The 23,303-nt window shown below is 43.2% G+C and carries 16 protein-coding genes and 1 tRNA gene; 9 read left to right on the top strand and 8 right to left on the bottom strand.

Going from position 1 to position 23,303, the window contains the following annotated elements; translation table 11 throughout:
* Positions 1-33: 33 nt before the first annotated feature.
* From RMX98_RS18030 to RMX98_RS18020, 3 genes are all read left to right on the top strand, one after another.
* Positions 34-861: a glycosyltransferase family 2 protein gene (locus RMX98_RS18030; RefSeq protein ID WP_322680034.1), complete on the top strand. Its 828-nt coding sequence runs from the start codon at positions 34-36 to the stop codon at positions 859-861.
* A 423-nt stretch (positions 862-1,284) separates the two neighbouring features.
* Positions 1,285-2,757, top strand: coding sequence for a TldD/PmbA family protein (locus tag RMX98_RS18025; protein WP_322680033.1), 1,473 nt, complete (start codon positions 1,285-1,287; stop codon positions 2,755-2,757).
* Between the two features lie 489 nt (positions 2,758-3,246).
* Positions 3,247-4,587 (top strand): TldD/PmbA family protein, encoded by a 1,341-nt coding sequence (locus RMX98_RS18020; RefSeq protein WP_322680032.1) that lies wholly within the window; start codon positions 3,247-3,249, stop codon positions 4,585-4,587.
* A 70-nt stretch (positions 4,588-4,657) separates the two neighbouring features.
* On the opposite strand, the gene RMX98_RS18015 is transcribed toward RMX98_RS18020, so the two are convergent.
* The 4 genes from RMX98_RS18015 to RMX98_RS18000 form a co-directional block, all read right to left on the bottom strand.
* The gene (locus RMX98_RS18015; RefSeq protein ID WP_322680031.1) at positions 4,658-5,098 is read right to left on the bottom strand and encodes a pentapeptide repeat-containing protein; all 441 of its coding nucleotides are present in this window, start codon (positions 5,096-5,098) and stop codon (positions 4,658-4,660) included.
* A gap of 295 nt (positions 5,099-5,393) precedes the next feature.
* A complete protein-coding gene (locus RMX98_RS18010) occupies positions 5,394-6,470 on the bottom strand; it encodes an aspartate carbamoyltransferase catalytic subunit (RefSeq protein ID WP_322680030.1) in 1,077 nt (358 codons plus the stop codon).
* Positions 6,471-6,678: 208 nt separating this feature from the next.
* Positions 6,679-8,031 (bottom strand): magnesium transporter, encoded by a 1,353-nt coding sequence (gene mgtE, locus RMX98_RS18005; protein WP_322680029.1) that lies wholly within the window; start codon positions 8,029-8,031, stop codon positions 6,679-6,681.
* Positions 8,032-8,799: 768 nt separating this feature from the next.
* Positions 8,800-8,973 (bottom strand): hypothetical protein, encoded by a 174-nt coding sequence (locus RMX98_RS18000; protein ID WP_322680028.1) that lies wholly within the window; start codon positions 8,971-8,973, stop codon positions 8,800-8,802.
* On the opposite strand from RMX98_RS18000, the gene RMX98_RS17995 reads away from it, so the two are divergent.
* Together RMX98_RS17995 and RMX98_RS17990 are read left to right on the top strand one after the other, a co-directional pair.
* Positions 8,964-12,170, top strand: a complete 3,207-nt coding sequence (locus RMX98_RS17995) for a glycoside hydrolase family 15 protein (RefSeq protein ID WP_322680027.1) — start codon at positions 8,964-8,966, stop codon at positions 12,168-12,170. The genes RMX98_RS18000 and RMX98_RS17995 overlap by 10 nt on opposite strands.
* A gap of 41 nt (positions 12,171-12,211) precedes the next feature.
* Positions 12,212-12,589 (top strand): GxxExxY protein, encoded by a 378-nt coding sequence (locus RMX98_RS17990; protein ID WP_322680026.1) that lies wholly within the window; start codon positions 12,212-12,214, stop codon positions 12,587-12,589.
* A 96-nt stretch (positions 12,590-12,685) separates the two neighbouring features.
* Here the strand turns inward: RMX98_RS17990 and RMX98_RS17985 are convergent, their stop codons facing one another.
* The gene (locus RMX98_RS17985; protein WP_322680025.1) at positions 12,686-13,000 is read right to left on the bottom strand and encodes a YkvA family protein; all 315 of its coding nucleotides are present in this window, start codon (positions 12,998-13,000) and stop codon (positions 12,686-12,688) included.
* Between the two features lie 204 nt (positions 13,001-13,204).
* Positions 13,205-13,278 (bottom strand) — tRNA-Pro (locus RMX98_RS17980).
* 136 nt (positions 13,279-13,414) lie between these two features.
* On the opposite strand from RMX98_RS17980, the gene lipA reads away from it, so the two are divergent.
* The 4 genes from lipA (at position 13,415) to RMX98_RS17960 (ending at position 18,211) form a co-directional block, all read left to right on the top strand.
* On the top strand, positions 13,415-14,299 hold the full coding sequence (gene lipA, locus RMX98_RS17975) for a lipoyl synthase (RefSeq protein ID WP_322680024.1): 885 nt from the start codon (positions 13,415-13,417) through the stop codon (positions 14,297-14,299).
* Positions 14,300-14,322: 23 nt separating this feature from the next.
* Positions 14,323-15,258 carry an NAD(P)H-dependent glycerol-3-phosphate dehydrogenase gene (locus RMX98_RS17970; protein WP_322680138.1) on the top strand — a complete coding sequence of 312 codons (936 nt, stop codon included), beginning with the start codon at positions 14,323-14,325 and terminating at the stop codon, positions 15,256-15,258.
* A gap of 827 nt (positions 15,259-16,085) precedes the next feature.
* Entirely contained in the window at positions 16,086-17,336 is a 1,251-nt protein-coding gene (gene sigC / locus RMX98_RS17965) for an RNA polymerase sigma factor SigC (RefSeq protein ID WP_322680023.1), read from the top strand.
* 419 nt (positions 17,337-17,755) lie between these two features.
* Complete coding sequence (locus RMX98_RS17960) at positions 17,756-18,211, top strand: Fur family transcriptional regulator (protein ID WP_012407750.1); 456 nt, start codon at positions 17,756-17,758, stop codon at positions 18,209-18,211.
* 132 nt (positions 18,212-18,343) lie between these two features.
* Here the strand turns inward: RMX98_RS17960 and RMX98_RS17955 are convergent, their stop codons facing one another.
* Positions 18,344-19,474, bottom strand: coding sequence for a peptidoglycan-binding protein (locus RMX98_RS17955; protein ID WP_322680022.1), 1,131 nt, complete (start codon positions 19,472-19,474; stop codon positions 18,344-18,346).
* A 9-nt stretch (positions 19,475-19,483) separates the two neighbouring features.
* Positions 19,484-23,179: a cobaltochelatase subunit CobN gene (gene cobN, locus RMX98_RS17950; RefSeq protein WP_409881600.1), complete on the bottom strand. Its 3,696-nt coding sequence runs from the start codon at positions 23,177-23,179 to the stop codon at positions 19,484-19,486.
* Positions 23,180-23,303: the final 124 nt, after the last annotated feature.

Below are 23,303 nucleotides of genomic sequence, written 5' to 3'. Positions count from 1 at the left end.
GGTATTTTATTTTAAAAATCACAGGAGGTATTTATGAGTCTTTTTGTTCTTTTACCCGCATACAATGAGCAAGAATCAATTCGCCCCTTGTTCAAAAAATTTCAGACATTGCAGCAAATCTCTAAGATGGAGATAGAACTGATTCTTGTTGATGATGGTAGTAGTGATGCAACTGCTCAGACTGCAATAGATGAATCTCAATCCCTGGGTATATTACTAAAATTAGTCCAACATCCCAAAAATGCTGGTTTAGGTCAAGCAATTAAAACAGGTTTTACAACTTTCTTAGAAATTTCTCAAGAAGGTGATTTTTTAGCCGCAATGGATTGCGACAACACTCAGCCACCAGAACTGTTGGTAAAGATGTATGAGACTATGATAGCTGGAAGCTATGATATTGCGATCGCATCTAGATATCGAAAAGGTTCTAAAGTCATAGGCTTATCAAAATTTAGAGAGTTGATGAGTTATGGAGCTAGCTGGCTTTTTAGAATCGCAGCCCGTGTACCAGGTGTAAGAGACTATACTTGTGGTTACAGGCTGTATAACCGTACTTTCCTCAGTAAACTAGATATGTATTATGGAAACAATCTATTCACAGAAAGTGGATTTGCTTGCATGATAGATTTACTGCTCAAAGCTAAAGTACTCAAACCAAAAATCGTAGAAATCCCAATGGTTTTGAGATACGACGAAAAGCCTAGTGCCAGCAAAATGAAAATTATTAAAACTATTACGCGAACTCTAAAGCTATTGTTTAAGAATTTAACATCGCCAGTGCCAACTGCTGCTAATTTAGCTCAAGCTTTCGATGAGCAACAAACAACAAGAGTTCCCCTGAAAATAGGAAATCGTAAATAAATCTGGGTAAAGATAATCTAGATTAAATAGAGCTTTGACAGCAAACAAGATTGCATATTTAATATGGGTTAGTCGTCAAGAGACTTCTGTATTTTGGCCATAAGTGGAGTTTGTCCCATTCCCCGCCTAACTCATAACTCCCTTCCTTGAGAAAAATACCAGTTAAATACATATACATAGGTGCATATTCTTTTATAGTCCAACCCTCAAGGTGCGAACTTTCAAAATCTTAGCCCGCAAAAGCGGGCTTCGTTTATATAGTCCTAAATTTCTAGTGTGTGGGCGAATTTGCAAAGGCGTTGCTGAAGAGGAGGGAAATCCACACGCGTTTCTACCAACTGTGACTTTCACTGATTTGTTAGACTGAACACACCAGGATTTTTCAGTCAAATCTCTGAACTACGCCAGCAGACGAGGCTACCCATGCTTACAAGTACGCTACTTCTCTCAAATCAACTTCCCACTCTCCAATATTCCTCCACACCAGAGCGTTTCGATGAAACCTGGGAAGCCCCCCTGGCTACCCTCCTGGGACTAGGACGCGCCGCAGGTGCTGACTTCATCGAATTATTTTTAGAACGTCGCAACTATATTAGTTCTCTTGCAGAAGACGACTCTATCACCAGTATTTCACCCAGTCTGTCTACAGGCGCGGGAGTCAGAGTGTTTCGTGGTAAAGCTGACTGCTACGTTAGCACCAATGACCTTTCTTTTTCCGGTTTGAAAGCAGCCTTAGAAAAAGGTCTTTCTATCCTGGGATTGCAACTACCTACTGCTAAAGCTTTCATCCCAGAAATTAATCTGGAATTATTGAGAGATTACGCCACCAAAAGAGGTAAAGATGCATGGCTACCAGTATGTAGCTCCATCAGAGAAATGGGAGAAATTCTCCTTGATGGTACTGCTAACCTGAAGAAAAAAGCTAGCCACGTCCAATCGCGCCGTGCTACCTATTTCCGGGATTGGCAAGAAGTTTTAATCGCCGCCAGTGACGGTACTTTTGCCCGTGATATTCGCCTCACCCAGTCAGTAGGATTTAACTTATTGTGTGCAGATGGTGCTAATCGTACCTCAATTGGCGATCGCGCGGGTAACACTAGCGATGCCAACTTTTTGAGAACTTGGGATTCTCAACAAGCTGCCGAAAAAATCGCTGAATCTGCCGGAAAAATGCTCTACGCAGATTACGTGGAATCGGGTACTTACCCCATCATTATGGCCAATCACTTTGGCGGCGTCATCTTCCACGAAGCTTGCGGACACCTGCTAGAAACCACTCAAATTGAACGCAATACCTCTCCCTTTGCTGACAAAAAAGGCGAAAAAATTGCCCACGAAAGCTTGACAGCCTGGGATGAAGGGCGCTCTGAAAATGCCTTCGGGACAATTGACATGGATGACGAAGGTATGCCTGCTCAAAGAACCCTCTTAATTGAAAAAGGCGTTCTGAAAAACTTCCTAGCAGATAGAACAGGTTCTGCACGCACCGGACACCCCAGAACTGGAAGTGGACGCCGCCAAAATTATACCTTTGCTGCTGCTAGCCGGATGCGTAATACTTATATTGATTCTGGCGACTACACCATTGATGAATTATTTGCCTCTGTTGATAAAGGTATTTACTGTAAAAAGATGGGTGGTGGTAGCGTTGGTGCTACAGGTCAATTTAACTTTAGTGTTGATGAAGCCTATTTAATTGAAAATGGCAAAATCACCAAACCACTAAAGGGAGCAATTCTCATCGGGGAAGCCAAGGAAATTATGAACAAAATTTCTATGTGTTCCCAAGATTTAGAAATTGCACCAGGCTTTTGTGGCTCCGTCAGTGGCAGTATTTACACCACAGTCGGACAACCCCACATCAAGGTTGATTCTATTACCGTTGGTGGAAGATAAGAATTTTAGATTTTGGATTTTGAATTACAAAATTAAAGTAAGAATTCAGTACCCAGGTGGTCGCCGAGCCTGTCTTGACTTGTGCCGAGCGAAGTCGAGGTAGCGTAGCCGTTGGCGCACTTGTACTGAGCGACTTGTGCCGAGCAAAGTCGAGGTAAGCCGAAGTAGCCTCTCGTAGAGAAGGGCGTAGCCGAGGTGAGTCAGGAGCCAGAATTTATCAGGAATCTAGAATGATTGGTATATTTATTCATCAAATCTTTTCCTGATTGTTTAACTATTCTGGATTCTGAACTCAGTCCTTCTGAATTCTTAGATATTCAAAATCCAAAATGCTCAAGTTCGCTGATTGTTCTATAGGTTCAATCTGAAATCTAAAATCCCCAATTGCTTGAGTATTGCTTCAGTCAGAACTCTACCAGAGAAGTACAAGCAATACCATCCAAAATCTAATATTCAAAATAGCTTCCAATCCAAAATCCAAAATTGACTATGCCGAATATCAATGAGATTGCAAATTCTGCCAAGGACAATGCTGAGAAGCTTGGCATTAAAAAATTCGACATTTATGGTTCCACAGTAGATGACACTAGCGTGCAAGTAGACCAAGGTGAGCCAAAACAAGTTAAAGCTTCAAATCGCTCTGGTGTTACTGTTCGCGTCTGGAATGAAGATAATACAATGGGTGTCACCAGCACTACAGATGTAGACCCCAAGGGACTGGAATTAGCTTTAAAAACTGCTTATGAAGCCAGTTTTTTTGGTGTTAAAGAAAATGTCCCTGATTTTAGTCCAGAAGCTACTGTTCCTATTCCAAATCAACATCAGGATAAAGCACCTCAAGCACCAGTTTCTGAACTTATAGAAAAATTGTTAGTAGCTGAAAAAGAATTACTGGCAGCTCATCCAGCAATTAAAGGTGTACCTTATAACGGTTTATCACAAAGAGATGTTGACAGATTTTATCTAAATAGTGACGGCGCAGTGAGAACTGAATCTCACTCTTTGGCATCTGTTTATCTTTACAGCAAAACTGAGGAAGATGGGAAAAAACCGCGCAGTGCAGGTGCTTTTAGAATCAACCAGAGTTTAGACAATCTAGATATTAATGGTTGTATCAAAGAAACTGCCGATAAAACTATCAGTCACTTGAATTATGAAAAAATTCCGACTGGTAAATATCGAGTTGTTTTTTCCGCAGAAGCTTTCTTAAGTCTCTTGGGTGCTTTTTCTAACTTGTTCAATGCCCAAAGTATTTTGGACAATCAAAGCCTATCTACTCCTGATGATTTAGGTAAGGAAATTGCTTCTCCTCTGCTTTCAGTTTATGATGATGCCCTTCATCCAGCTAATGTGGGCGCAGAAACTTTTGATGGCGAAGGAACTCCTACTCGTCAGACTTCGCTGATTGAAAATGGTATTTTGACAGGATTTCTCCATAGTGCAGGCACTGCTAAAAGGTTAAATGCCCAGCCAACAGGTAATGCCAGCATTGGCGCCAAAGTCAGCGTCAGTCCCAATTTTTATCATGTTTTTTCAACAGCAACTCCTGAGCAAGAGTTCAGCTTAGAAACGGCTGAAAATGTGATTCTTATCGATGATTTGCAAGCTCTCCATGCTGGAGTTAAAGCCTTGCAGGGTTCGTTTTCTTTGCCGTTTGATGGTTGGCTAGTTAACAAGGGTGTTAAGACAAGTATTGAGTCAGCAACTGTTGCTGGCGATTTCTTGGAACTCTTGAAGTCAATTATTTATGTAGAAAAAGAGCCAGAGTTAACGCCAGGGGGAGTTTGCCCAAAAATCTGGGTTAATGAACTGTCGATTACTGGTGAGTAAAATTTAAAAAGTAGAGAGTTAGGAGTTGAATATGACTCTTAACTCATTACTTTGAAATCATTATTCACCATTAGTATTCACCACCAATGCTAATGGCAGTATTAAATACATCAGCACCGCTTAAATCAATATTAGCCATAAGAGCGCCATCTACGTCGCTGTTATATAAGCGGGAATTACTCAAATTAACGTTGGTCAGATTAGCGTTACTTAAGATAGTATCGCTGATGAATGCTTTTGTGAGATTAGCAGACTTCAAATTTGCACCAGTTAAATCAGCACCTTCTAAGTTAGCACCTTCGAGATTAGCTCCTTTTAAATTTGCATTTCTGAGGTCAACACCTATGAGGTGAGCGCCTTTGAGGTTTGCTCCTGTTAAATTGCATCCAGAACATTCTCTAGTTTCCAGCAAGCGCCGGACAGGGGCGGAGTTTTCTGCTTTGACGGGAATGGGAGCAGCTAGAGATAGCGTGCTGAGTAAGGCTGCTGCCGTCAAAAAAATTCGTTTCATATTTACCTCCGACACTTCTAGAAGTCATTAAATTTTTAAACTTCTACGATACCAGTGTGCCAAGATCACAGAATTCTGTATTCATGCGATCGGAGGAATATATAATTTCTATGAGCTTAGGTATTCTTCTCTGGGCTAGTCCGATCGGACTAATATTAAAAGATTGTTAGCAGTAAATCCGCAGGCTACCCCAAAGGAGTAAGAGTTTCAGACAATTTTTGCATCAGTCTTATCTGACACCACCAAACTGCTTCGGTTGAAAATATATTGCCAGGATTTAGCTTGAGTCCTGTTATTAAGCCTTGCCGCTACCTAACAAATACAGCAGCGCCATGCGAACAGCGACACCACTGGTGACTTGCGATTGAATGAGACTAAATTCTGGGTCATCCATCAATTCAGAGCTAATTTCGACACCACGATTAACTGGGCCTGGATGCAAAACTTTGACATTAGGTTGACAAAGTTGCAGCTTTGCACGTGTAATGCCAAATAGCTGATGATATTCTCGCAAACTTGGCAGCAAATGAGCGGTCATCCGTTCCTTTTGCAGGCGCAAAGTCATCACAAAATCGGCATTTTGCAAAGCTGGTTCTAGCTGCCAATGTAAAAATAGTTGGGGAGCGGGGAGTGGTGGATGAGGAGGAATTAATTTGTCTCCTTCTGCTCCCTGCCCCACTTCGGCTACGCTCAGTGACCACCTGCCCTCTGCCTCCTCTAAGATATACTCGGCAAATAACTTAGGTAACAGGGTGGGTGGTGCTGCGAGATGCACTTCGGCACCACTGCCAATTAAACTCCAAATATTCGATCGCGCCACACGAGAATGAAGAATATCCCCAACAATGGCAATCTTTTTACCTTTTAAAAGTTCTAGTCGAGGACTGGCTGGATCAATTAGAGTACAAATGGTAAATAAGTCTAGCAGTGCTTGGGAAGGATGTTCATGTTGTCCATCACCAGCATTGAGGACACTAACTCGTACACCTAAACGATCCATTTCCGCGGCGATCGCATTTGGTACTCCTGCCTCTCGATGGCGGACTACCATAATATCAGTTCCCATTGCCAAATAGGTTTTCGCCGTGTCGAGAATTGTTTCTCCTTTAGTCATAGAAGATGTGGCTGCGGCGAAGTTCAGGGTATCCGCACTTAAACGTTTCGCCGCAAGTTCAAAACTGCTGCGGGTGCGGGTAGACGATTCAAAAAATAAATTCGCCACCACCTGTCCCTGTAAGGTTGGTACTTTCTTTGTCCGCCGTGATAGCACTTCCTGAAAACTGGCAGCAGTTTGCAAAACTGTATCGTATTCGGCGGTAGTGAAGTCAGCTAGGGAAAGAACGTGATGACGATTCCAGGTAGTAGTAGGCATATTTGGGGACTGGGGACAAGAGGACAAGGAGGACAAGGGGACAAGGGGGACAAGGAGGACAAGGGGACAAGGGGACAAGGAGGACAAGGGGACAAGGAGGACAAGGGGGAATTATTGAACAAGTCTCCCCCCTCTTCCTTGTCTACCTTGTCTCTTCTCCATGCCCCATGCCCAATCCCTAATCCCCAGTCCCCAATGCCCAATCCCTTCAAGTTGGTAAATGGAAAACGTTTAAAGCTAGAGAAATTAAGCTGAGGAACGTTAAAAATCCAATTGTATCTAGCATTGTAGTCACTAACGGGCCACTAACTAAAGCAGGGTCAAGCTTCAGCCGTGTCAAACCCATTGGCAATAAAGTGCCGAGTGTAACAGCCACAATTGTATTAGTTGCCATTACCATTCCGGCAATTAAAGCTACCCATCGTTCTTGGGGTTGCGCCCAAATTAAGGAAAGCAGGAACATCGTTGTGGCTAAAGCTACGGCTGTACCTAAACCAGCGAGAAGTTCCTTGCGGAGAATTTTCAAGGTATCTTTGGATGTTACTTCTCCCACTCCCAAGCCGCGAATTGTCACCGTTAATGATTGAATCCCAACAGTACCACCAGTGTTAGAAAAAATCGGCATGATTACTGCTAAAACTGGCACTGCGGCAATTACAGATTGAAAAGGCGCGATCGCACTAGCTGCACCAATATATAGTGCCATGATGCCCAATAGCCACGGCAAGCGGTTGCGGATGGTGAGTAAGGGAGAGGATAAAGCTGCTTCATCACCACTCACACCCGCCAGTTTTTGGATATCTTCTGTGGCTTCCTCTTGCAAAATATCCATGACATCATCAATGGTGACAATGCCCACCAATCGGTCTTCTCGGTCAACTACGGGGATAGCGATTAAGTCGTAGCGCTGCATGATTCGCGCCACTTCTTCTTGAGGGGTTTCGGTTCTAACTTTGATGACGCGATCGCTAGCAATATCTTTGATGAAAACATCGGGAAAGGTAAACAATAACTGACGCAGTGAAACTACTCTCACCAGCGTCCGATTGTCATCTGTGACGTAGGCGTAGTAAATCGTCTCCTTGTCTTCATCCTGACGACGGATTTTGCTCAAGGCTTCACCTACAGTCAATCCCTGGCGCAACCGCACGTATTCGGTTGTCATTACCCGCCCAGCCGTGCCTTCTGGATAGCCGAGAATCGTTGCTGTTGCTTGCCTTTCTTCTGGACTTAGTTGTTGTAATAGCCGTTTGATTACTCCAGCCGGTAGTTCGTCAAACAATTCTGCCCGTTCATCGGGACTCATCGCTTCTACAAGTTGCACTACCTGGACATCATGCAGAGAATTAATTAGTTCTTCTTGCACCTCTGTGGGCAGGTATTCAAATACATCAATTGCCTGAGCTTTATTGAGTAAACGGAATGCGATCGCGCGTTGTTTCTCAGGCAATTGTGTAATGTAATCTCCTACATCCACAGGTTGCAAGCGATTTAAATCCCATTTCAACTGATTTAAATCGGTAGTATCAGTCAGCAAATCACGAATATCTTGTGTAAGCATGAGATATATCTCCTAAGTCTCCCCCGCGCTGGGAGACTGACTCGCCAGCTCAGAGGAGGTTGATACTGCCATCTGGTGGACTATTGCCCATAAAATTTCAACAAATCAATATCGATATCTAAATTAAGGCATCGCTAGTCATCATCCTAACCCGGAATAGCGCTCTCCGGGAGATACTGAATATTAGCATTCAGCTTTTGTCATATTTACCACTAGTACCTAACTTAATTACCCCGAAATTTAGGTAATTTTCGTCTAGCTTAAAGTAGATTTTACTATTGCTATAAGCTATGTGTCTTGCCAATCAACGATTTTTTTCGCAAACTTTATATAGTTAAAATATTTACGATATCAGTAAGTAATATTTGGTATCAAGCAACTTCATGCATAGTCACCTGGACGACGGAGAATCAGAAATGGGTTAGCAGGTTTCACTTCATAGTTGCAGTAAGGTGTTTGAGCTTTAGCGATCGCTCTTGGGTGTGCCTAGTTTACTCTATACTTAGACATAAAAACAAAAATTGATACTCTGTAATAGGCGCGATCGCTCATTAACAACCAAACAAGGGTAAAAGCTTTTGCAGACTCCTTGATTATCTCGAAAACAAAGAGCATTCATTTAGTCAACTAAAGATTTACTTTTAGCTAATGAGCTGATCCCTGATTTGTGTTTACCTGGAAATTCTTGCAAAATTCCTTTGCTTACAGTATAAATTATTGTACGTGTATATGAATGTTTGAAAAATATCATTTTTTAGTTTGCGATCGCTAAAATTCAGTACCCAGAGGCGTGTTAACAGGAGATAATAATAAACTCACACCACCCTTAGCTGTTGTCCCATCAACCATTACAGAACTTATTCTGACTTGGTTTAGGTAATTCACTTGACAGTTACAGGGTGAAATGAGAGCAAGTTGTTCTGAACCAAACCATGAAAACATCTACCAAATTGCTAACTCGCCTGGACTATTACTACCAGCAAATCAAAACAATCATCCTGACTCGTCAAAATCCGATTACTGGTTTACTACCTGCGAGTACAGCGATTACAGCCCACGGCGATTATACAGATGCCTGGGTGCGAGACAACGTTTACAGCATTTTGGCAGTTTGGGGTTTAGGACTTGCATACCGCAAGATTGACGACGACAAAGGACGCACCTATGAACTAGAACACAGTGTCATCAAACTGATGCGCGGATTATTGTTTGCGATGATGCGACAGGCTCATAAAGTAGAGACATTTAAACACACTCAGTCGCTACTAGATGGACTACACGCCAAATATAATACCGCAAGCGGTGACATTGTTGTTGGTGATGATGAATGGGGACATTTGCAACTTGATGCCACATCTATATTTTTGTTGATATTGGCGCAAATGACCGCAGCCGGATTGCCAATAATTTATACCATTGACGAAGTTAATTTCGTCCAAAATTTAGTTTACTACATTGGACGAGCTTACCGCACACCAGATTATGGCATTTGGGAACGTGGGAATAAAATTAATCGGGGTAATGCTGAGTTAAATGCCAGTTCTGTAGGCATGGCAAAAGCTGCTTTAGAAGCTATCAATGGGCTGGATTTGTTTGGTGTGCGTGGTAGTCAAGCATCGGTAATTCATGTGCTACCAGATGAAATCGCCCGCGCCCGGATTACTTTAGAATCCTTATTACCGAGAGAATCTGGTTCCAAAGAAATTGATGCGGCGCTGTTGAGTATTATTAGTTATCCTGCCTTTGCAGTGGAAGATTTGGAGTTACGCGATCGCACCTTAAACGATATTATCAATAAACTCGCAGGAAAATACGGCTGCAAACGCTTTCTGCGTGATGGACACCAAACAGTTTTAGAAGATAATCAACGTTTACACTATGAACCGTGGGAACTCAAACAATTTGAGCATATTGAATGCGAATGGCCGTTATTTTTCACTTATTTAGTTCTAGATGCATTATTTCGCGGCGAACAAGAACAAGTTAAAAAATACCAAAATCTTTTAGAATCATTACTTATAGAACAAGATGGTTTACGTTTATTGCCAGAACTATATTATGTTCCCGCAGAAAATATAGAAGCAGAAAAGTTAGCACCTCAAACGCAACCACGTTTGCCCAATGAAAATATTCCCTTGGTGTGGGCGCAGAGTTTATATTTTCTCGCTGAAATGTTGAGTGAAGGTTTAATCGCAGTTGGTGATATCGACCCTTTGGGAAGACATTTGTGTGTGGGCAAACAGCGCGATGCATTGGTACAAATTGCTTTGTTAGCAGAAGATGAGGATTTACAAACAAAACTAGAAGTTCACGGAATTGAAGCGCAAACGCCTACTCAAGTAGAACCGATTCAAGTGAGAATAGCTGAAGAATTTTCAGCTATTTATACCCAAATTGGACGTAACAATAAACTTGGTTTAACTGGGCGGCCAGTGCGGCGGCTGCGGAGTTTAACAACATCTAGAATCTTTCGGATTAGCGGTGAAACAATTGTATTTTTGCCTTCATTTTCCGACTCTCAACAGTTTTACTTAACCCTTGATTACCATTTTTTACTAGATCAAATTAGAAGCGAACTAGCTTATATTCAAAAATATTGGAGCGATTTAGGTCGTCCTACCTTAACTTTAATGTTGACGCACACCATGTTAGAAGCAGGTTCGAAAGCATTACTAGAATTAATGCAAGAACTGAAAGATGGTGTTTGTAACGGTGTGCGAGTGAAATTAGGGCGGCTAAATCAGCTAAAGCTAACAGCCGGAATCCAAAGAATTGATTTTCTCCCCAATGCAGAATTCGCGCGATCGCCAGTCAAAAATGCTAGCCCACGTTGCTATTATTTAGCATATCATCCTGAGAAAAACTGGCGCTTAGGACATACCCAAGAATTTCAAATGGAGTACGAAACTAACTTGGGGTTATTGCTTTCTTACTTGCGCTCATCAGAAAATATTTACGAGCAAATCGAGTTATTGCAAACTTTAACTCGCTTGCAGGGAATGGAATTTGATACAGGATATGGTGGCCCGGGATATCGCGTCACCGTTGCTGATTTACTCGATGAAGTTTATACCAAAGCTGGAGATTTAGGTATTTGGGCAGTGGTGCGTCGGGCTGCGGGGTTAAGGCAAATGGTTGATATCAGCCTATCAGATGCAGTTACGAGTATTTTGGTGCGAGGTAAACAAATTGCTGTGGGTAAAGCTTACAGTGAAGCGTCCTTGATTAGCGTACCCATGTCTCACGATGAAATTGCCGATAAAATTAATCATTTTTGTCGTGAGGATATCCGCGATCGCGTCCTCACCCAAGAGATTTTAATCTATGTTGGTATCTTAATTCGCTCAGAACCCGAACTATTTCAGGGACTACTAACATTAAGAGTCGGCTATCTCATCTTATTGATCACCAGCGAACTAGCGCGGGAATTGCACGTTACTCAAGATGAAGCTTATGATCGCTTAATGCAACTTTCACCCTTTGAAGTTAAAGTACGTTTGCGTCAGGTATTAACTGGATATACTGGCATGAGTAACCTGTTACGTCAGCAAGAATCACTGCACGTCAAACAAAAAGAAAGTGATATTGCTTGGGTGGTGCTACCAGGAATCGCCGAAGGGATAGAAGTTCCGCCTGGAGGTTGGCGACGGTTTCGCCAAGCCGAGGGTGCAACAGGGCGCGTACCAAAAGAATTTTTTAAACAAGTTTGGCTATTAATGCAACATTGCAAGGGTCTAGTAATTGGCGATAAATTAGAGCGGCGCAATCGTTTAGATAGTGAGATAATGCTGTCGGAAATGACAGCCGGTGAAAGAAATTTTGCTCTCTTGATTGAGCATTTGCTGAATAAAATTGAAGCACCAGAATACCGCCAAGTTAATATTGAAGCATTAATCGAATTAGGAGCGATCGCTGCCAATAATCCTAAGCTGCAAATTGAAGAATATATCGTATTAGATGTGTTAATTGGCCATGCAGTGCGATTGGCGTGGTTAGAAAATCATAATCAACGTAGCGATCGCTATGACGAGGATAAGGCGAGTGCGTGGCGATCGTTTTACAATACTTCACCTAGAGATTGCGCTAGTTATATTTTGAAGGCGTTTAGGTTCTTGACGGAATTTGTGAAAGATTTTTAAACGCAGAGGGGCGCGAAGGGAAGCGCAGAGGAACGCAGAGGATGAGAGAGAATGAGTTGAGTGGGGTTATTATTGGGTGTGCGATGAGGGTGCATACTGCTTTGGGGCCTGGTTTATTGGAGTCGGCTTATGAAGAGTGCTTGGATTATGAGTTGAAGAAAGCCGGGTTGAATGTTGGTAGGCAAATTCCATTGCCTTTAGTTTACCAAGATGTGCAATTGGAATGCGTTTATCGATTAGATTTGATGGTCGAAAACAAAGTAATTGTAGAGATTAAATCTGTAGAATCCTTCCACCCGATTCACTCCGTCCAACTCCTAACCTATCTCAAACTAGCAAACTGCAAACTAGGTCTTCTCCTCAACTTTAACGTCCTCCACCTCAAAGAAGGCATCAAACGCATAGCCAATAACCTCTAACTCCTCCTCTGCGAACCTCTGCGCTTCCCTTTGCGTTCCTCTGCGTTAAAAAAAATACCCCCACCTCATATCCCAAAAGCAGGGGTTTCATTAAAATTACTTAACAGAAACAGCATCAACATCAATGGTGCTTCCACTAGAGGTAGAACCCTCGGTAGTATTAGGCACTTCAGTACCCAGATCACCCTTACGAGCTTTCCAGCCCTCAATTACTAGCCCAGACACCTCAGAAACTAGCAAAGTCAAAAGGAAAACATCATCAATCTGTCCCACAACAGGTATAAAATCTGGGAGAATATCAACCGGGCTAACCAAATAGATTAATGTTCCTAAAATAACCCACCAACGGTACTTGGGGTTACGAAGCACATCGCGATACCAAGCGTAAAGTGATTGGATTGAAAATTTCATATTTTGAACCTCCAGTTATCTTTAATTTTGACAAACTATCCCAAAAACTTCCGGTGTGAATAACCGCCCTAGTTAGTCTGGAAGACGCTACTAGTAATCTGTCAACAAGTAGCCGGGAATATTTATAACTATCTTCATCTAGAGGAAAAATCGTTTGCCTCTTTCTCTAGTTTCACAAATAGTTAGTTATTCGACATCTACCAATCGGGATGACTGGATTCGAACCAGCGGCCCCTTCGTCCCGAACGAAGTGCGCTACCAAGCTGCGCCACATCCCGCCATAAAAATGGCATTGTAAATTAAGAATATCACAACCTATGTCAAATATCAGAATTACATCTATATATGATCACTTCATCAAAGGCTTTGCTTGCTACGATTAAATTTGTATAACTCTAGTGGTAAAAGCGGATTGTGACTGTAAAACCAGACTGGTTGCGGGTGAAAGCACCTCAGCTTGAGCGCATCGGTAACGTTAAAGAAATTTTGCGGGATTTAGCCCTCAATACAGTTTGCGAGGAAGCGTCCTGTCCGAATATTGGTGAATGCTTCAACGCTGGGACTGCCACGTTTTTGATTATGGGGCCCGCTTGTACACGCGCTTGTCCCTACTGCGATATTGATTTTGAGAAAAAACCCAAACCACTAGACCCCACAGAACCTACACGATTGGCCCAAGCTGTTCGTCGCCTGAACCTTAATCATGTAGTCATCACTTCTGTAAACCGAGATGACTTGCTTGATGGTGGGGCATCTCAATTTATGGCGTGTATTGATGCAGTTAACTCTGTTTCACCCAACACCACAATTGAGGTGCTAATTCCTGACTTATGCGGTAATTGGAATGCTCTGGAGTTAATTCTACAAGCTGCGCCAGAGGTATTAAACCACAATACCGAAACTGTTCCACGCCTATATCGCCGGGTGCGTCCCCAAGGAAACTACGATCGCACATTAGAATTATTGCAACGCACTCGCCAACTTTCTCCTAGCACATACACTAAATCCGGGATCATGGTTGGACTCGGTGAAACTGACGCAGAAATTCGCCAAGTCATGCAAGACTTGCGATCTGTCGATTGCGACATTTTGACCATTGGGCAATATCTCCAACCCAGTCAAAAACATTTGCAGGTAAACGAATTTGTCAATCCAGAACAATTTACTGCTTGGAAGGCATTCGGGGAAGAAATCGGATTTTTACAAGTTGTTTCTTCACCATTGACAAGAAGCTCATATCATGCAGAACAAGTCAGAGAATTAATGAAACGTTATCCACGCTCAAAAGTTAGGAGTTAGGAATAGAATTTATGAGTGAGCAGATGTACTCCAACACAAAACTTTCCGTTGCAATTCTTGGTGCAGGTGCTTGGGGTGCATCTCTGGCAAATCTGGCCACAGCGAATGGTCATCAGGTACGTGTGTGGTCGCGTCAAGGTTCCCACAGTCTTCAACTAGTTTTAAAAGATGTCCAAATAGTCCTGTCTGCTATCTCGATGATTGGTGTGAGAGATGTTGCTTCCCAAGTCCAGTCTTTTCCCCTTTCTCCAGAGACAATTTTTGTGACAGCAACAAAAGGCTTAGATCCCCAAACCACCTGTACACCTTCACAAATTTGGCAAACAATATTTCCTAACCATCCAGTAGTTGTTTTGTCTGGGCCTAATTTATCAAAAGAAATTCAAATGGAATTACCAGCAGCCAGCGTGGTAGCCAGTAATATTCCCACGGCTGCGGAAGTAGTGCAGTTAGTATTTTCTTCTCATCGTTTTCGGGTATATACCAATCCTGATCCCTTGGGGGTAGAACTGGGGGGAACACTGAAAAATGTGATTGCGATCGCAGCTGGTGTATGCGATGGTTTACAACTGGGAACCAATGCCAAAGCTGCTTTAGTTACCCGTGGACTTACAGAAATGGTTCGCATCGGTAACAACTGGGGTGCGAAGACGGAAACATTTTATGGTTTATCGGGTCTAGGAGATTTGTTAGCAACGTGCAATAGTCCCTTAAGTCGCAATTACCAAGTCGGCTATCAGCTAGCTGGTGGTAAGTCACTTACAGAAACTCTCGCAAATTTACAAGGAACTGCTGAAGGAGTGAACACTTGCCGAGTTTTGATGCAACGAGCCAAGCAACAAAACATTGCAGTCCCAATTACTGAGCAAGTTTATCGGTTACTTCAAGGCGAAATCACACCCGGACAAGCACTTGATGAACTGATGTTGCGAGATATCAAGCCAGAGTACAACTACTAGTTTAGTAGTCTGTTAAGTCAACTATGCTGCGTAAATAAGTTTGTAGTAAGGACTTTAGTCATTTTCTTAAGCACTGAAGTGCTTACTACATACCAAGCTTTCGTTAGCATGATGGACTACTAGTGGTCTGCCAACCCAAAAATGCGCTTGTGAGGGCTAGGGAAAGGGACTCATGGTAAGGGATTTAAAACCTTTCCCCCTTACCCCTTACCCTTTACCCCGCTTGCGTTCCCTTGGCGAACTACTAGTAGTCTGTCAAGTTGAAATTGGCAGATTAAAGCTGACATACAAAACGACGCAGGAACACGGAGAGGGTGTTTGATAATTTATCCGCATCTTCTATCTCCGTGTCGAGAGAATTTTTGCCGTTAATGCTAATCACTTTTGCGATATCTATTAGTTCTACTTATACCTGAATAATCCTGAGAAAAAATTGCTAAATCGTCAGGATATTACTTTTGCAGCCATGTAAATGTGACTATGCCAATTATAAAGATGACATTCACTGAAGGATGTTTATACTGTGTTACAAAAGTTACTATCTAAAAACCATCAAGGTTGAAATCTTAACTAAGTAGTTGAAATATTGAAAGCCTAGCTGTGGATTTAAATAGCTATTGGTTTAATCAAAAGTTTAGCAGCCGATTAAGTTCAGTAATCCTGTATCCAATAAAACCCTTACAGTTAATTTCTAAAAAAAATTGTAAGGGAACGTTCAACTATGTTAGTTCATCGTTAATCGCGGGAACAATAGCAACAGTTGAATAGCTGACCGTAATCTAAGCTGACCGAAATCTATTGTTACCTGGAGCCATTGAGACGATCTTATGCCAGCAACATCTTTTTATGCAGACGCCCCCTACAACACCAAAAAGTCTAGCCAGGCTTTGGACTCGGATCTCACGGTTGATGACAGTGAGTTATCGGTAGATGACCTACAGGAGCTAGAACTGGCAACTGTAGACAATGCTAACTTTGCTGCTAGCACCAACCGTCGGAGTACAGACCTAGTACGTCTATATCTTCAAGAAATTGGTCGGGTTCGCTTGTTGGGGCGCGATGAAGAGGTTTCAGAAGCTCAAAAAGTCCAACGCTACTTGCGGATGCGGATAGTACTTGCTAAGGCCGCCAAGGAAGGGGATCAAGTGATTACGCCCTATCTTCGGTTAATTGAAGTTCAAGAACGTCTTACTTCCGAACTGGGACATCGGCCGTCTTTGGAAAGATGGGCTGCTACTGCTGATATAGTTTTATCCGATCTTAGGCCAACTTTGGCAGAAGGCAAGCGTCGCTGGGCTGAAATTGCCAAGTTAACTGTAGAAGAGTTGGAGCAAGTTCAGTCCCAAGGACTCCAAGCAAAAGAACACATGATTAAGGCGAATCTTCGCTTAGTTGTGTCTGTTGCTAAGAAGTATCAAAATCGTGGTTTGGAATTGTTGGATTTAGTCCAAGAAGGTACATTAGGTTTGGAGCGGGCTGTAGAAAAATTTGACCCAACTAAGGGTTATCGCTTTAGTACCTATGCTTACTGGTGGATTCGTCAGGGTATTACACGAGCGATCGCTACTTCTAGTCGCACAATTCGCCTACCGGTTCACATCACCGAAAAGTTAAACAAAATCAAAAAGGCTCAACGCAAAATAGCTCAAGAAAAAGGTCGGACTCCAACTCTGGAAGATTTAGCAACCGAGTTAGAGATGACACCAACCCAAGTCCGAGAAGTTTTGTTGCGGGTTCCTCGCTCCGTTTCTTTGGAAACCAAGGTAGGAAAAGATAAAGACACTGAGTTAGGCGAATTACTCGAAACCGACAGTGTAACTCCAGAAGAGATGTTAATGCGAGAATCTTTACAAAGAGACTTGCATCATCTTCTGTCAGATTTAACTAGCCGGGAGCGCGATGTAATTCTGATGCGGTTTGGTTTGGCAGATGGTCATCCTTATTCTTTAGCAGAAATTGGCCGCGCTCTTGATTTGTCGCGCGAACGAGTCCGCCAAATTGAATCTAAGGCTTTGCAAAAGCTACGTCAACCCAAGCGCCGCAACCTCATCCGCGACTATTTGGAGTCTCTAAGTTAGTCATTTGTCATTAGTCATTTGTCATTAGAAAATTACACTTGACAAATGACTAGGGACAAAAGGGTGATTTGATCCCTAAGTTAAAAGCCTTTTATTGGCTTACAGCAAATAATTAGCATTAAACTGTATAAAAGTTTTCCCCAATCTTTGCTCAGATATCTTGAAGGTGGGGAGCAACTAAGCAATTCAAATCTAACTTAGGGAAAATTCAACGTCAAGGGATGCAATCGTTACAAGTATCCTAACTGTTAGCTGTATGCAAATTAAATGCACTACAGCTAATTATTTGAATTTTGCTCAAGATTTGATGAATTGTTCTTAAATATTTAGTAAGAATTCTCAATAGGCAATGATTGTTGCAAATTGCTCCCAAGATTTGTTATATTCTCAACTAACAAGCTTTGTTGAGAACTATTAGTATGACTGTCTACACAACTACTTCACTCAAGGCAGAACTGAACGAACGAGGCTGGCGTTTAACTCCCCAGCGCGAAACAATTTTACACATTTTTCAAGAACTTCCGCAAGGTGAACATCTGAGTGCGGAGGATCTTTATCATCGGCTCGAAACTGATGGTGAAGGGATCAGTCTGTCAACTATTTATCGGACTTTGAAGTTGATGGCAAGGATGGGAATTTTACGGGAACTAGAATTGGGCGAGGGACATAAGCATTATGAAATCAACCAGCCCTATCCTCATCATCACCATCACTTAATTTGTGTTAGATGCAACTCGACTATTGAGTTTAAAAATGATTCAATTTTAAAAATTGGGTCAAAAACCGCTCAAAAAGAAGGTTTTCACCTCTTAGATTGTCAAATGACCATTCATGCAGTGTGTCCCAAGTGCCAACGGGCGCTGATGCCGCTTTAGCACTTGGGTGGATAAATAAGACGAAACTACTCAAATTTACCAAAGAATTGGAATTCTGAGCAGTTCGTAATTTGCTGTTACTGGAGGCAAGCAACCAGTTGGGAACTGATACTAACGACACCAAAGCGGATGTTAAAAGCGTCCGCTCTTAAGATCCTTAAGGCTAATGCCGTAGAATTCTTGGGCTTGTTTAATCGCTTTTTTGGTGTCATCTGCCATCACACCATTGAGCTTGCCTTTATAAAAACCCCGCTCCCGTAGTCGGGTTTGGATTTCTAGGGTATTAAATTCGCTTTTGCTAGTTGTATTAACTGAGCTATATAACTTAGCTCGCGTAGTTGGGCCAGCAACACCACTTGCACTCAAGTAGTTAGCTGCCTGAAATCTCTTGACAGCATCAGCAGTAAAGGGGCCATAGTAGCCATTTGGCTCTCCCTCTAAATATCCTGCCTGGATTAATTGTTCTTGAAGAATTCTAACTGGCTCACCGCGATCGCCTATACGAAGTTTATCTCGATTGACTACTTTTTTGGGAGCCTCTTCTCCATCACCAATGCCAGTTCCTGGCAATTTAGCTAATGTTGCTGGGCCAACAACTCCATCAACGCTTAATTTGTAAGAATCTTGGAACCGCTTGACAGATTCTTCGGTAATTGGGCCAAATATGCCTGTGGCGTTTCCGTAATAAAAGCCTGCGATTCTTAACTTTTCTTGCAAAGCTTTGACATCTTCACCTTCATCCCCCTTAGTAAGGTAGTTGGGATTGCGGCGTTTGCTGGTGGCTGAATTAGTAGTGCTGGACTTTTTCGCTTGTGCGCTTACAGCAGTGGTTCTTTGAGCTTGTGTAGCCCTAGTTGTGGGCTTTTTCGCTTGCCAACTTTCTAATTTTTGCAGGGTGCTTGCTCCAACAATGCCGTCCACTGGTAAGCCGGCGGCCTTTTGGAAGCGCCGTACAGCTTCTTGTGTGGATGCGTCATATACTTGGGTAACAGAAGATTGGTAAAAACCTGCTGTTTTCAACTTTTGTTGTAGATTTCTGACAGAAGGGCCTTGATCGCCTTTTTCTAGTGCCATGACGCTGCTAACAGCGCCAAGAATAGATAAAGACAGAGCAAGGGGCAACATATACTTCCAAGCCCTACCTGAAAGCCTTTTCCAGTCTGGTGCAGCTGCGTCCTTAAACAAGGAACTGAGGGAGACCAATTCACTGGGTGTGCTGTCTTCGTAGGCGAAAGCTAGGTGCAAATACGCAAGATTCTCCATATTTGTTTCCTACACCATTGATTTTTCTTCGATAACTGCTTCAGCTTGATGTACTAGGTTCCTCAAAGCTTCTAATGTTCCTATATTTACATCCTCCCATAAATTGCGCTTGTGTGCTTCTAATAATTTTTCAGCAATATCACGCAGTGCGTAAGGGTTCTTTTGCTGAATAAATTCTACAACAACTGGATCGAGTAAATAAGCATCTACGATACCTTGATACATGTAATCTTCAGCACATTTTGCAGTTGCGTCGTAGGCGAATAGATAATCTACTGTCGCCGCCATTTCAAAGGCTCCCTTGTATCCGTGGCGCATTACTCCTGCAATCCATTTGGGATTAACTACGCGAGAACGATACACTCGTGCAATTTCTGCTTTCAGTTGACGAACGCGTGGTTGGGCGGGTATAGAATTATCCCCAAAATAAGTTTGAGGATTTTTCCCCTGTAGAGAACGCACGGCTGCTGTTAAGCCACCCTGAAATTGGTAATAATCATCAGAATCGAGTAGATCGTGTTCGCGGTTGTCTTGATTGTGCAGGACAACTTGCATTTGAGACAAGCGTTGCTCGAAGGCTTCGGGAGAGGGGAGTGGGGAGTTAGGAGTTAGGAGTGAGGAGTTAGGAGTGGAAATTGGGGACTGGGAGTTAGGAAGAATTTCTCCTCCCCTGCTCCCCTGCCCCTCTGCTCCCCTGCTCCCCTGCTCCCCTGCTAAGTTTTCCGAAGAATAGGCGTAAGAACTCCAGTTAATGTAGGCGCGAGCTAAATCTTCGTCATCTGTCCAGTTTTGCGATTCGATTAAACCTTGGAGTCCGGCGCCGTAAGCACCTGGGCGAGAACCAAAGATGCGATAACGCGATCGCACCACTGCTTCTTCGACAGTTAATCCTTGGTTTGTCCACAATTCAGTTTCTTGGCGAACTGCATCCGCTAGAGGATTTTGTTCTGGCGGTTCATCTAAATCTGCTACTGCTGATACTGCTTGATCAAATAAGTCAATTAAGTTGGGAAAAGCATCGCGGAAGAATCCCGAAATTCGCAAGGTGACATCTACACGGGGACGCCCCAAAATCGCTAGGGGCAAAATTTCAAAATCCACTACTCGCCGTGCTGCACCATCCCATACAGGTTGGACTCCTAGTAAAGCTAAGGCTTCGGCAATATCATCACCGCCTGTTCTCATGGTGGCTGTTCCCCACATTGATAAGCCTAGTGTTTTGGGATACTCGCCATGTTCTTGAGTGTAATATTCTACGAGAGTTTCAGCGGCTTTTCTGCCGATATCCCAAGCTGTCTCTGTGGGAATGGCGCGAATATCGACAGAATAAAAGTTTTTCCCTGTTGGGAGAACTTCTGGGCGGCCGCGCGTGGGTGCGCCAGATGCAGCGCTGGGGACGTAACCGCCATCGAGTCCGTGTAATAAATGGGTGATTTCTTCGTGGGTTTTTTGTAAAGCTGGGAGGAGGCGATCGCGTATCCAGGTAGAGACGCGATGAATCGCGTCTGTACAAGATTCCTGAATTCTAAATTCTGAATTCTGAATTCTGAATTCTGAATCCTGATTTATTAGTTGTTCTACTATGAGGGCGGCGTGTTCTTCTAGGACTTCGACAATATCGCCGAGGGTACGGCATTCTGTGCCATTGACTATTGAGTATTCACCGCTAGGCATTGACAAATCGGCTGTGAGGGGATCGAAGTCTAGACCCCAATCTTCAGCTATAGCACGGGTAATACCTGGAGAATGGCGATTGGGGATGCGAGCGATCGCTACTATTAAATCTCGGAGTTGCCGTCCTTGGGGACATTGCCCAAAAATATGCAAGCCATCGCGGATTTGGGCTTCTTTTAATTCACAAAGATAACCACCGATGGAATTCAAAATTAAAGATTCAGACTTAAAAATTTCGGTTTCATTTTGGATTCCTAAATCTAGATGGAGATTTTCTTTGACTACCAGTTCGTGGATGCGATCGCGAATTACTGGCAAACGCGAAGGATCTAAACTGTCGGCTTCATAATACTCATCAATTAAATTTTCTAACTGTTGCAAAGAACCGTAGAGTTCCGCACGAGTCATTGGCGGCGTGAGGTGATCTATAATCACCGCTTGAGCGCGACGTTTCGCTTGGGAACCTTCACCAGGATCGTTGACGATAAACGGGTACAGGTGGGGAAGTGCGCCGAAGGCTACTTCTGGATAACAATTACTCGATAAAGCCACACTTTTACCCGGTAGCCATTCTAGATTTCCGTGTTTCCCTACATGAACTACAGCATCAGCACCAAAAGTTTCTCTAACCCAATAATAGAAAGCTAAATAAGCATGAGTTGGTTCTAAATCCGGCGCATGATAATTCAAGCTGGGGTCATTATCATAACCCCTTGCTGGCTGAATTCCCACGAAGATGTTGCCGAGTTGAATTCCGGGAACAGCCCAATTTTGGATTTTAGATTTTGGATTTTGGATTGAATCTAAAATTGGTTTGTCCCACCGTTCACTGATACCTTGCTGCACTGCTGGCGGTAATGAAGCGAAATATTCTTGATATTCTTCCCAAGAAAGACTTTGGTTTACGGGAAGCGATTCTCTACCTTCTGGATCGTTGGTTACACCATCTGTCAGCCGTTGAATCAACTCGTCTCCTTGAGCAGGTGGATTTTCTACTTCATATCCAGCTTGATGTAAAGCTTGCAGGATTTCTACACAACTTGCTGGGGTGTCGAGTCCCACACCATTGGCGAGGCGGCCATTGCGATTGGGGTAGTTTGCCAGAATTAAAGCAATTCGACGTTCTTGGGGTGGTTTGGAACGGAGACGCGCCCAATTTGCTGCTAGGTTAGCAACGAACTTGATGCGATCGCTCACTGGTTCATAAATTACCACATCTGTTTCTAAATGGGGATTACGAGTTTGCAATGCCTTAAAAGACACAGCACGGGTAATAATCCGCCCATCTACTTCTGGTAGCGCCACATTCATCCCAATATCGCGGGGAGAAAGCCCTTGAAACTGTGATTCCCACTGTTCAATCGATCCGCCACTGAGGATTACTTGCAACACAGGCACATCTAATTGTTGCCAAAGTTCGGTTTGGGGTGTTTCGCTTTCCAAGCGTGCTAGAGAAAAACTGGTGGTATTTAGCAGTACAGCGATTGATTCAGCTTCTTTGGGTTGGAAAAATTCACTCAACTCAACTTGCACATCTGGTTCGCGCAATGAAGAAACAAATACTGGCACTGGTTGTAAATTTTTCTGTACCAAAGCTTCGCATAAAGCATCAATTACTTTAGTATTCCCCGCTAAATAATGAGCGCGGTAGAAAAGGATGCCGATTTTGGGGATTGGGGATTGGGGACAAGGAGACAAGGAGACAAGGGGACAAGGAGACAAGGTGGATTCATCCAGTTCAGAGGTGGATGAACGGAGTTCTGAGGTGGATTCATCCAGTTCAGAGGTGGATGAACGGAGTTCTGAGGTGGATTCATCCAGTTCAAAGGTGGATGAACGGAGTTCTGAGGTGGATTCATCCAGTTCGGAGGTGGATGAACGGAGTTCTGAGGTGGATTCATCCGGTTCAAAGGTGGATGAACGGAGTTCTGAGGTGGATTCATCCAGTTCAGAGGTGGATGAACGGAGTTCTGAGGTGGATTCATCCAGTTCAGAGGTGGATGAACGGAGTTCCGAGGTGGATTCATCCAGTTCAGAGGTGGATGAACGGAGTTCTGAGGTGGATTCATCCGGTTCAAAGGTGGATGAACGGAGTTCTGATGTGGATTCATCCAGTTCAGAGGTGGATGAACGAAGTTCTGAGGTGGATTCATCC

Source organism: Nostoc sp. DedQUE02 (assembly GCF_034531035.1).
In the GTDB taxonomy this organism is placed as follows: Bacteria; Cyanobacteriota; Cyanobacteriia; order Cyanobacteriales; family Nostocaceae; genus Nostoc.
Note: the sequence above shows the minus strand (reverse complement) of the source record. Positions and strands in the feature narration are given on the sequence as shown.

Coding starts and splice junctions, on each gene's coding strand:
- RMX98_RS18030 (WP_322680034.1), top strand. CDS start 34: ATGAGTCTTTTTGTTCTTTTACCCGCATACAATGAGCAAGAATCAATT.
- RMX98_RS18025 (WP_322680033.1), top strand. CDS start 1,285: ATGCTTACAAGTACGCTACTTCTCTCAAATCAACTTCCCACTCTCCAA.
- RMX98_RS18020 (WP_322680032.1), top strand. CDS start 3,247: ATGCCGAATATCAATGAGATTGCAAATTCTGCCAAGGACAATGCTGAG.
- RMX98_RS18015 (WP_322680031.1), bottom strand. CDS start 5,098: ATGAAACGAATTTTTTTGACGGCAGCAGCCTTACTCAGCACGCTATCT.
- RMX98_RS18010 (WP_322680030.1), bottom strand. CDS start 6,470: ATGCCTACTACTACCTGGAATCGTCATCACGTTCTTTCCCTAGCTGAC.
- mgtE (WP_322680029.1), bottom strand. CDS start 8,031: ATGCTTACACAAGATATTCGTGATTTGCTGACTGATACTACCGATTTA.
- RMX98_RS17995 (WP_322680027.1), top strand. CDS start 8,964: ATGAAAACATCTACCAAATTGCTAACTCGCCTGGACTATTACTACCAG.
- RMX98_RS18000 (WP_322680028.1), bottom strand. CDS start 8,973: ATGTTTTCATGGTTTGGTTCAGAACAACTTGCTCTCATTTCACCCTGT.
- RMX98_RS17990 (WP_322680026.1), top strand. CDS start 12,212: ATGAGAGAGAATGAGTTGAGTGGGGTTATTATTGGGTGTGCGATGAGG.
- RMX98_RS17985 (WP_322680025.1), bottom strand. CDS start 13,000: ATGAAATTTTCAATCCAATCACTTTACGCTTGGTATCGCGATGTGCTT.
- RMX98_RS17970 (WP_322680138.1), top strand. CDS start 14,323: ATGTACTCCAACACAAAACTTTCCGTTGCAATTCTTGGTGCAGGTGCT.
- sigC (WP_322680023.1), top strand. CDS start 16,086: ATGCCAGCAACATCTTTTTATGCAGACGCCCCCTACAACACCAAAAAG.
- RMX98_RS17960 (WP_012407750.1), top strand. CDS start 17,756: ATGACTGTCTACACAACTACTTCACTCAAGGCAGAACTGAACGAACGA.
- RMX98_RS17955 (WP_322680022.1), bottom strand. CDS start 19,474: ATGGAGAATCTTGCGTATTTGCACCTAGCTTTCGCCTACGAAGACAGC.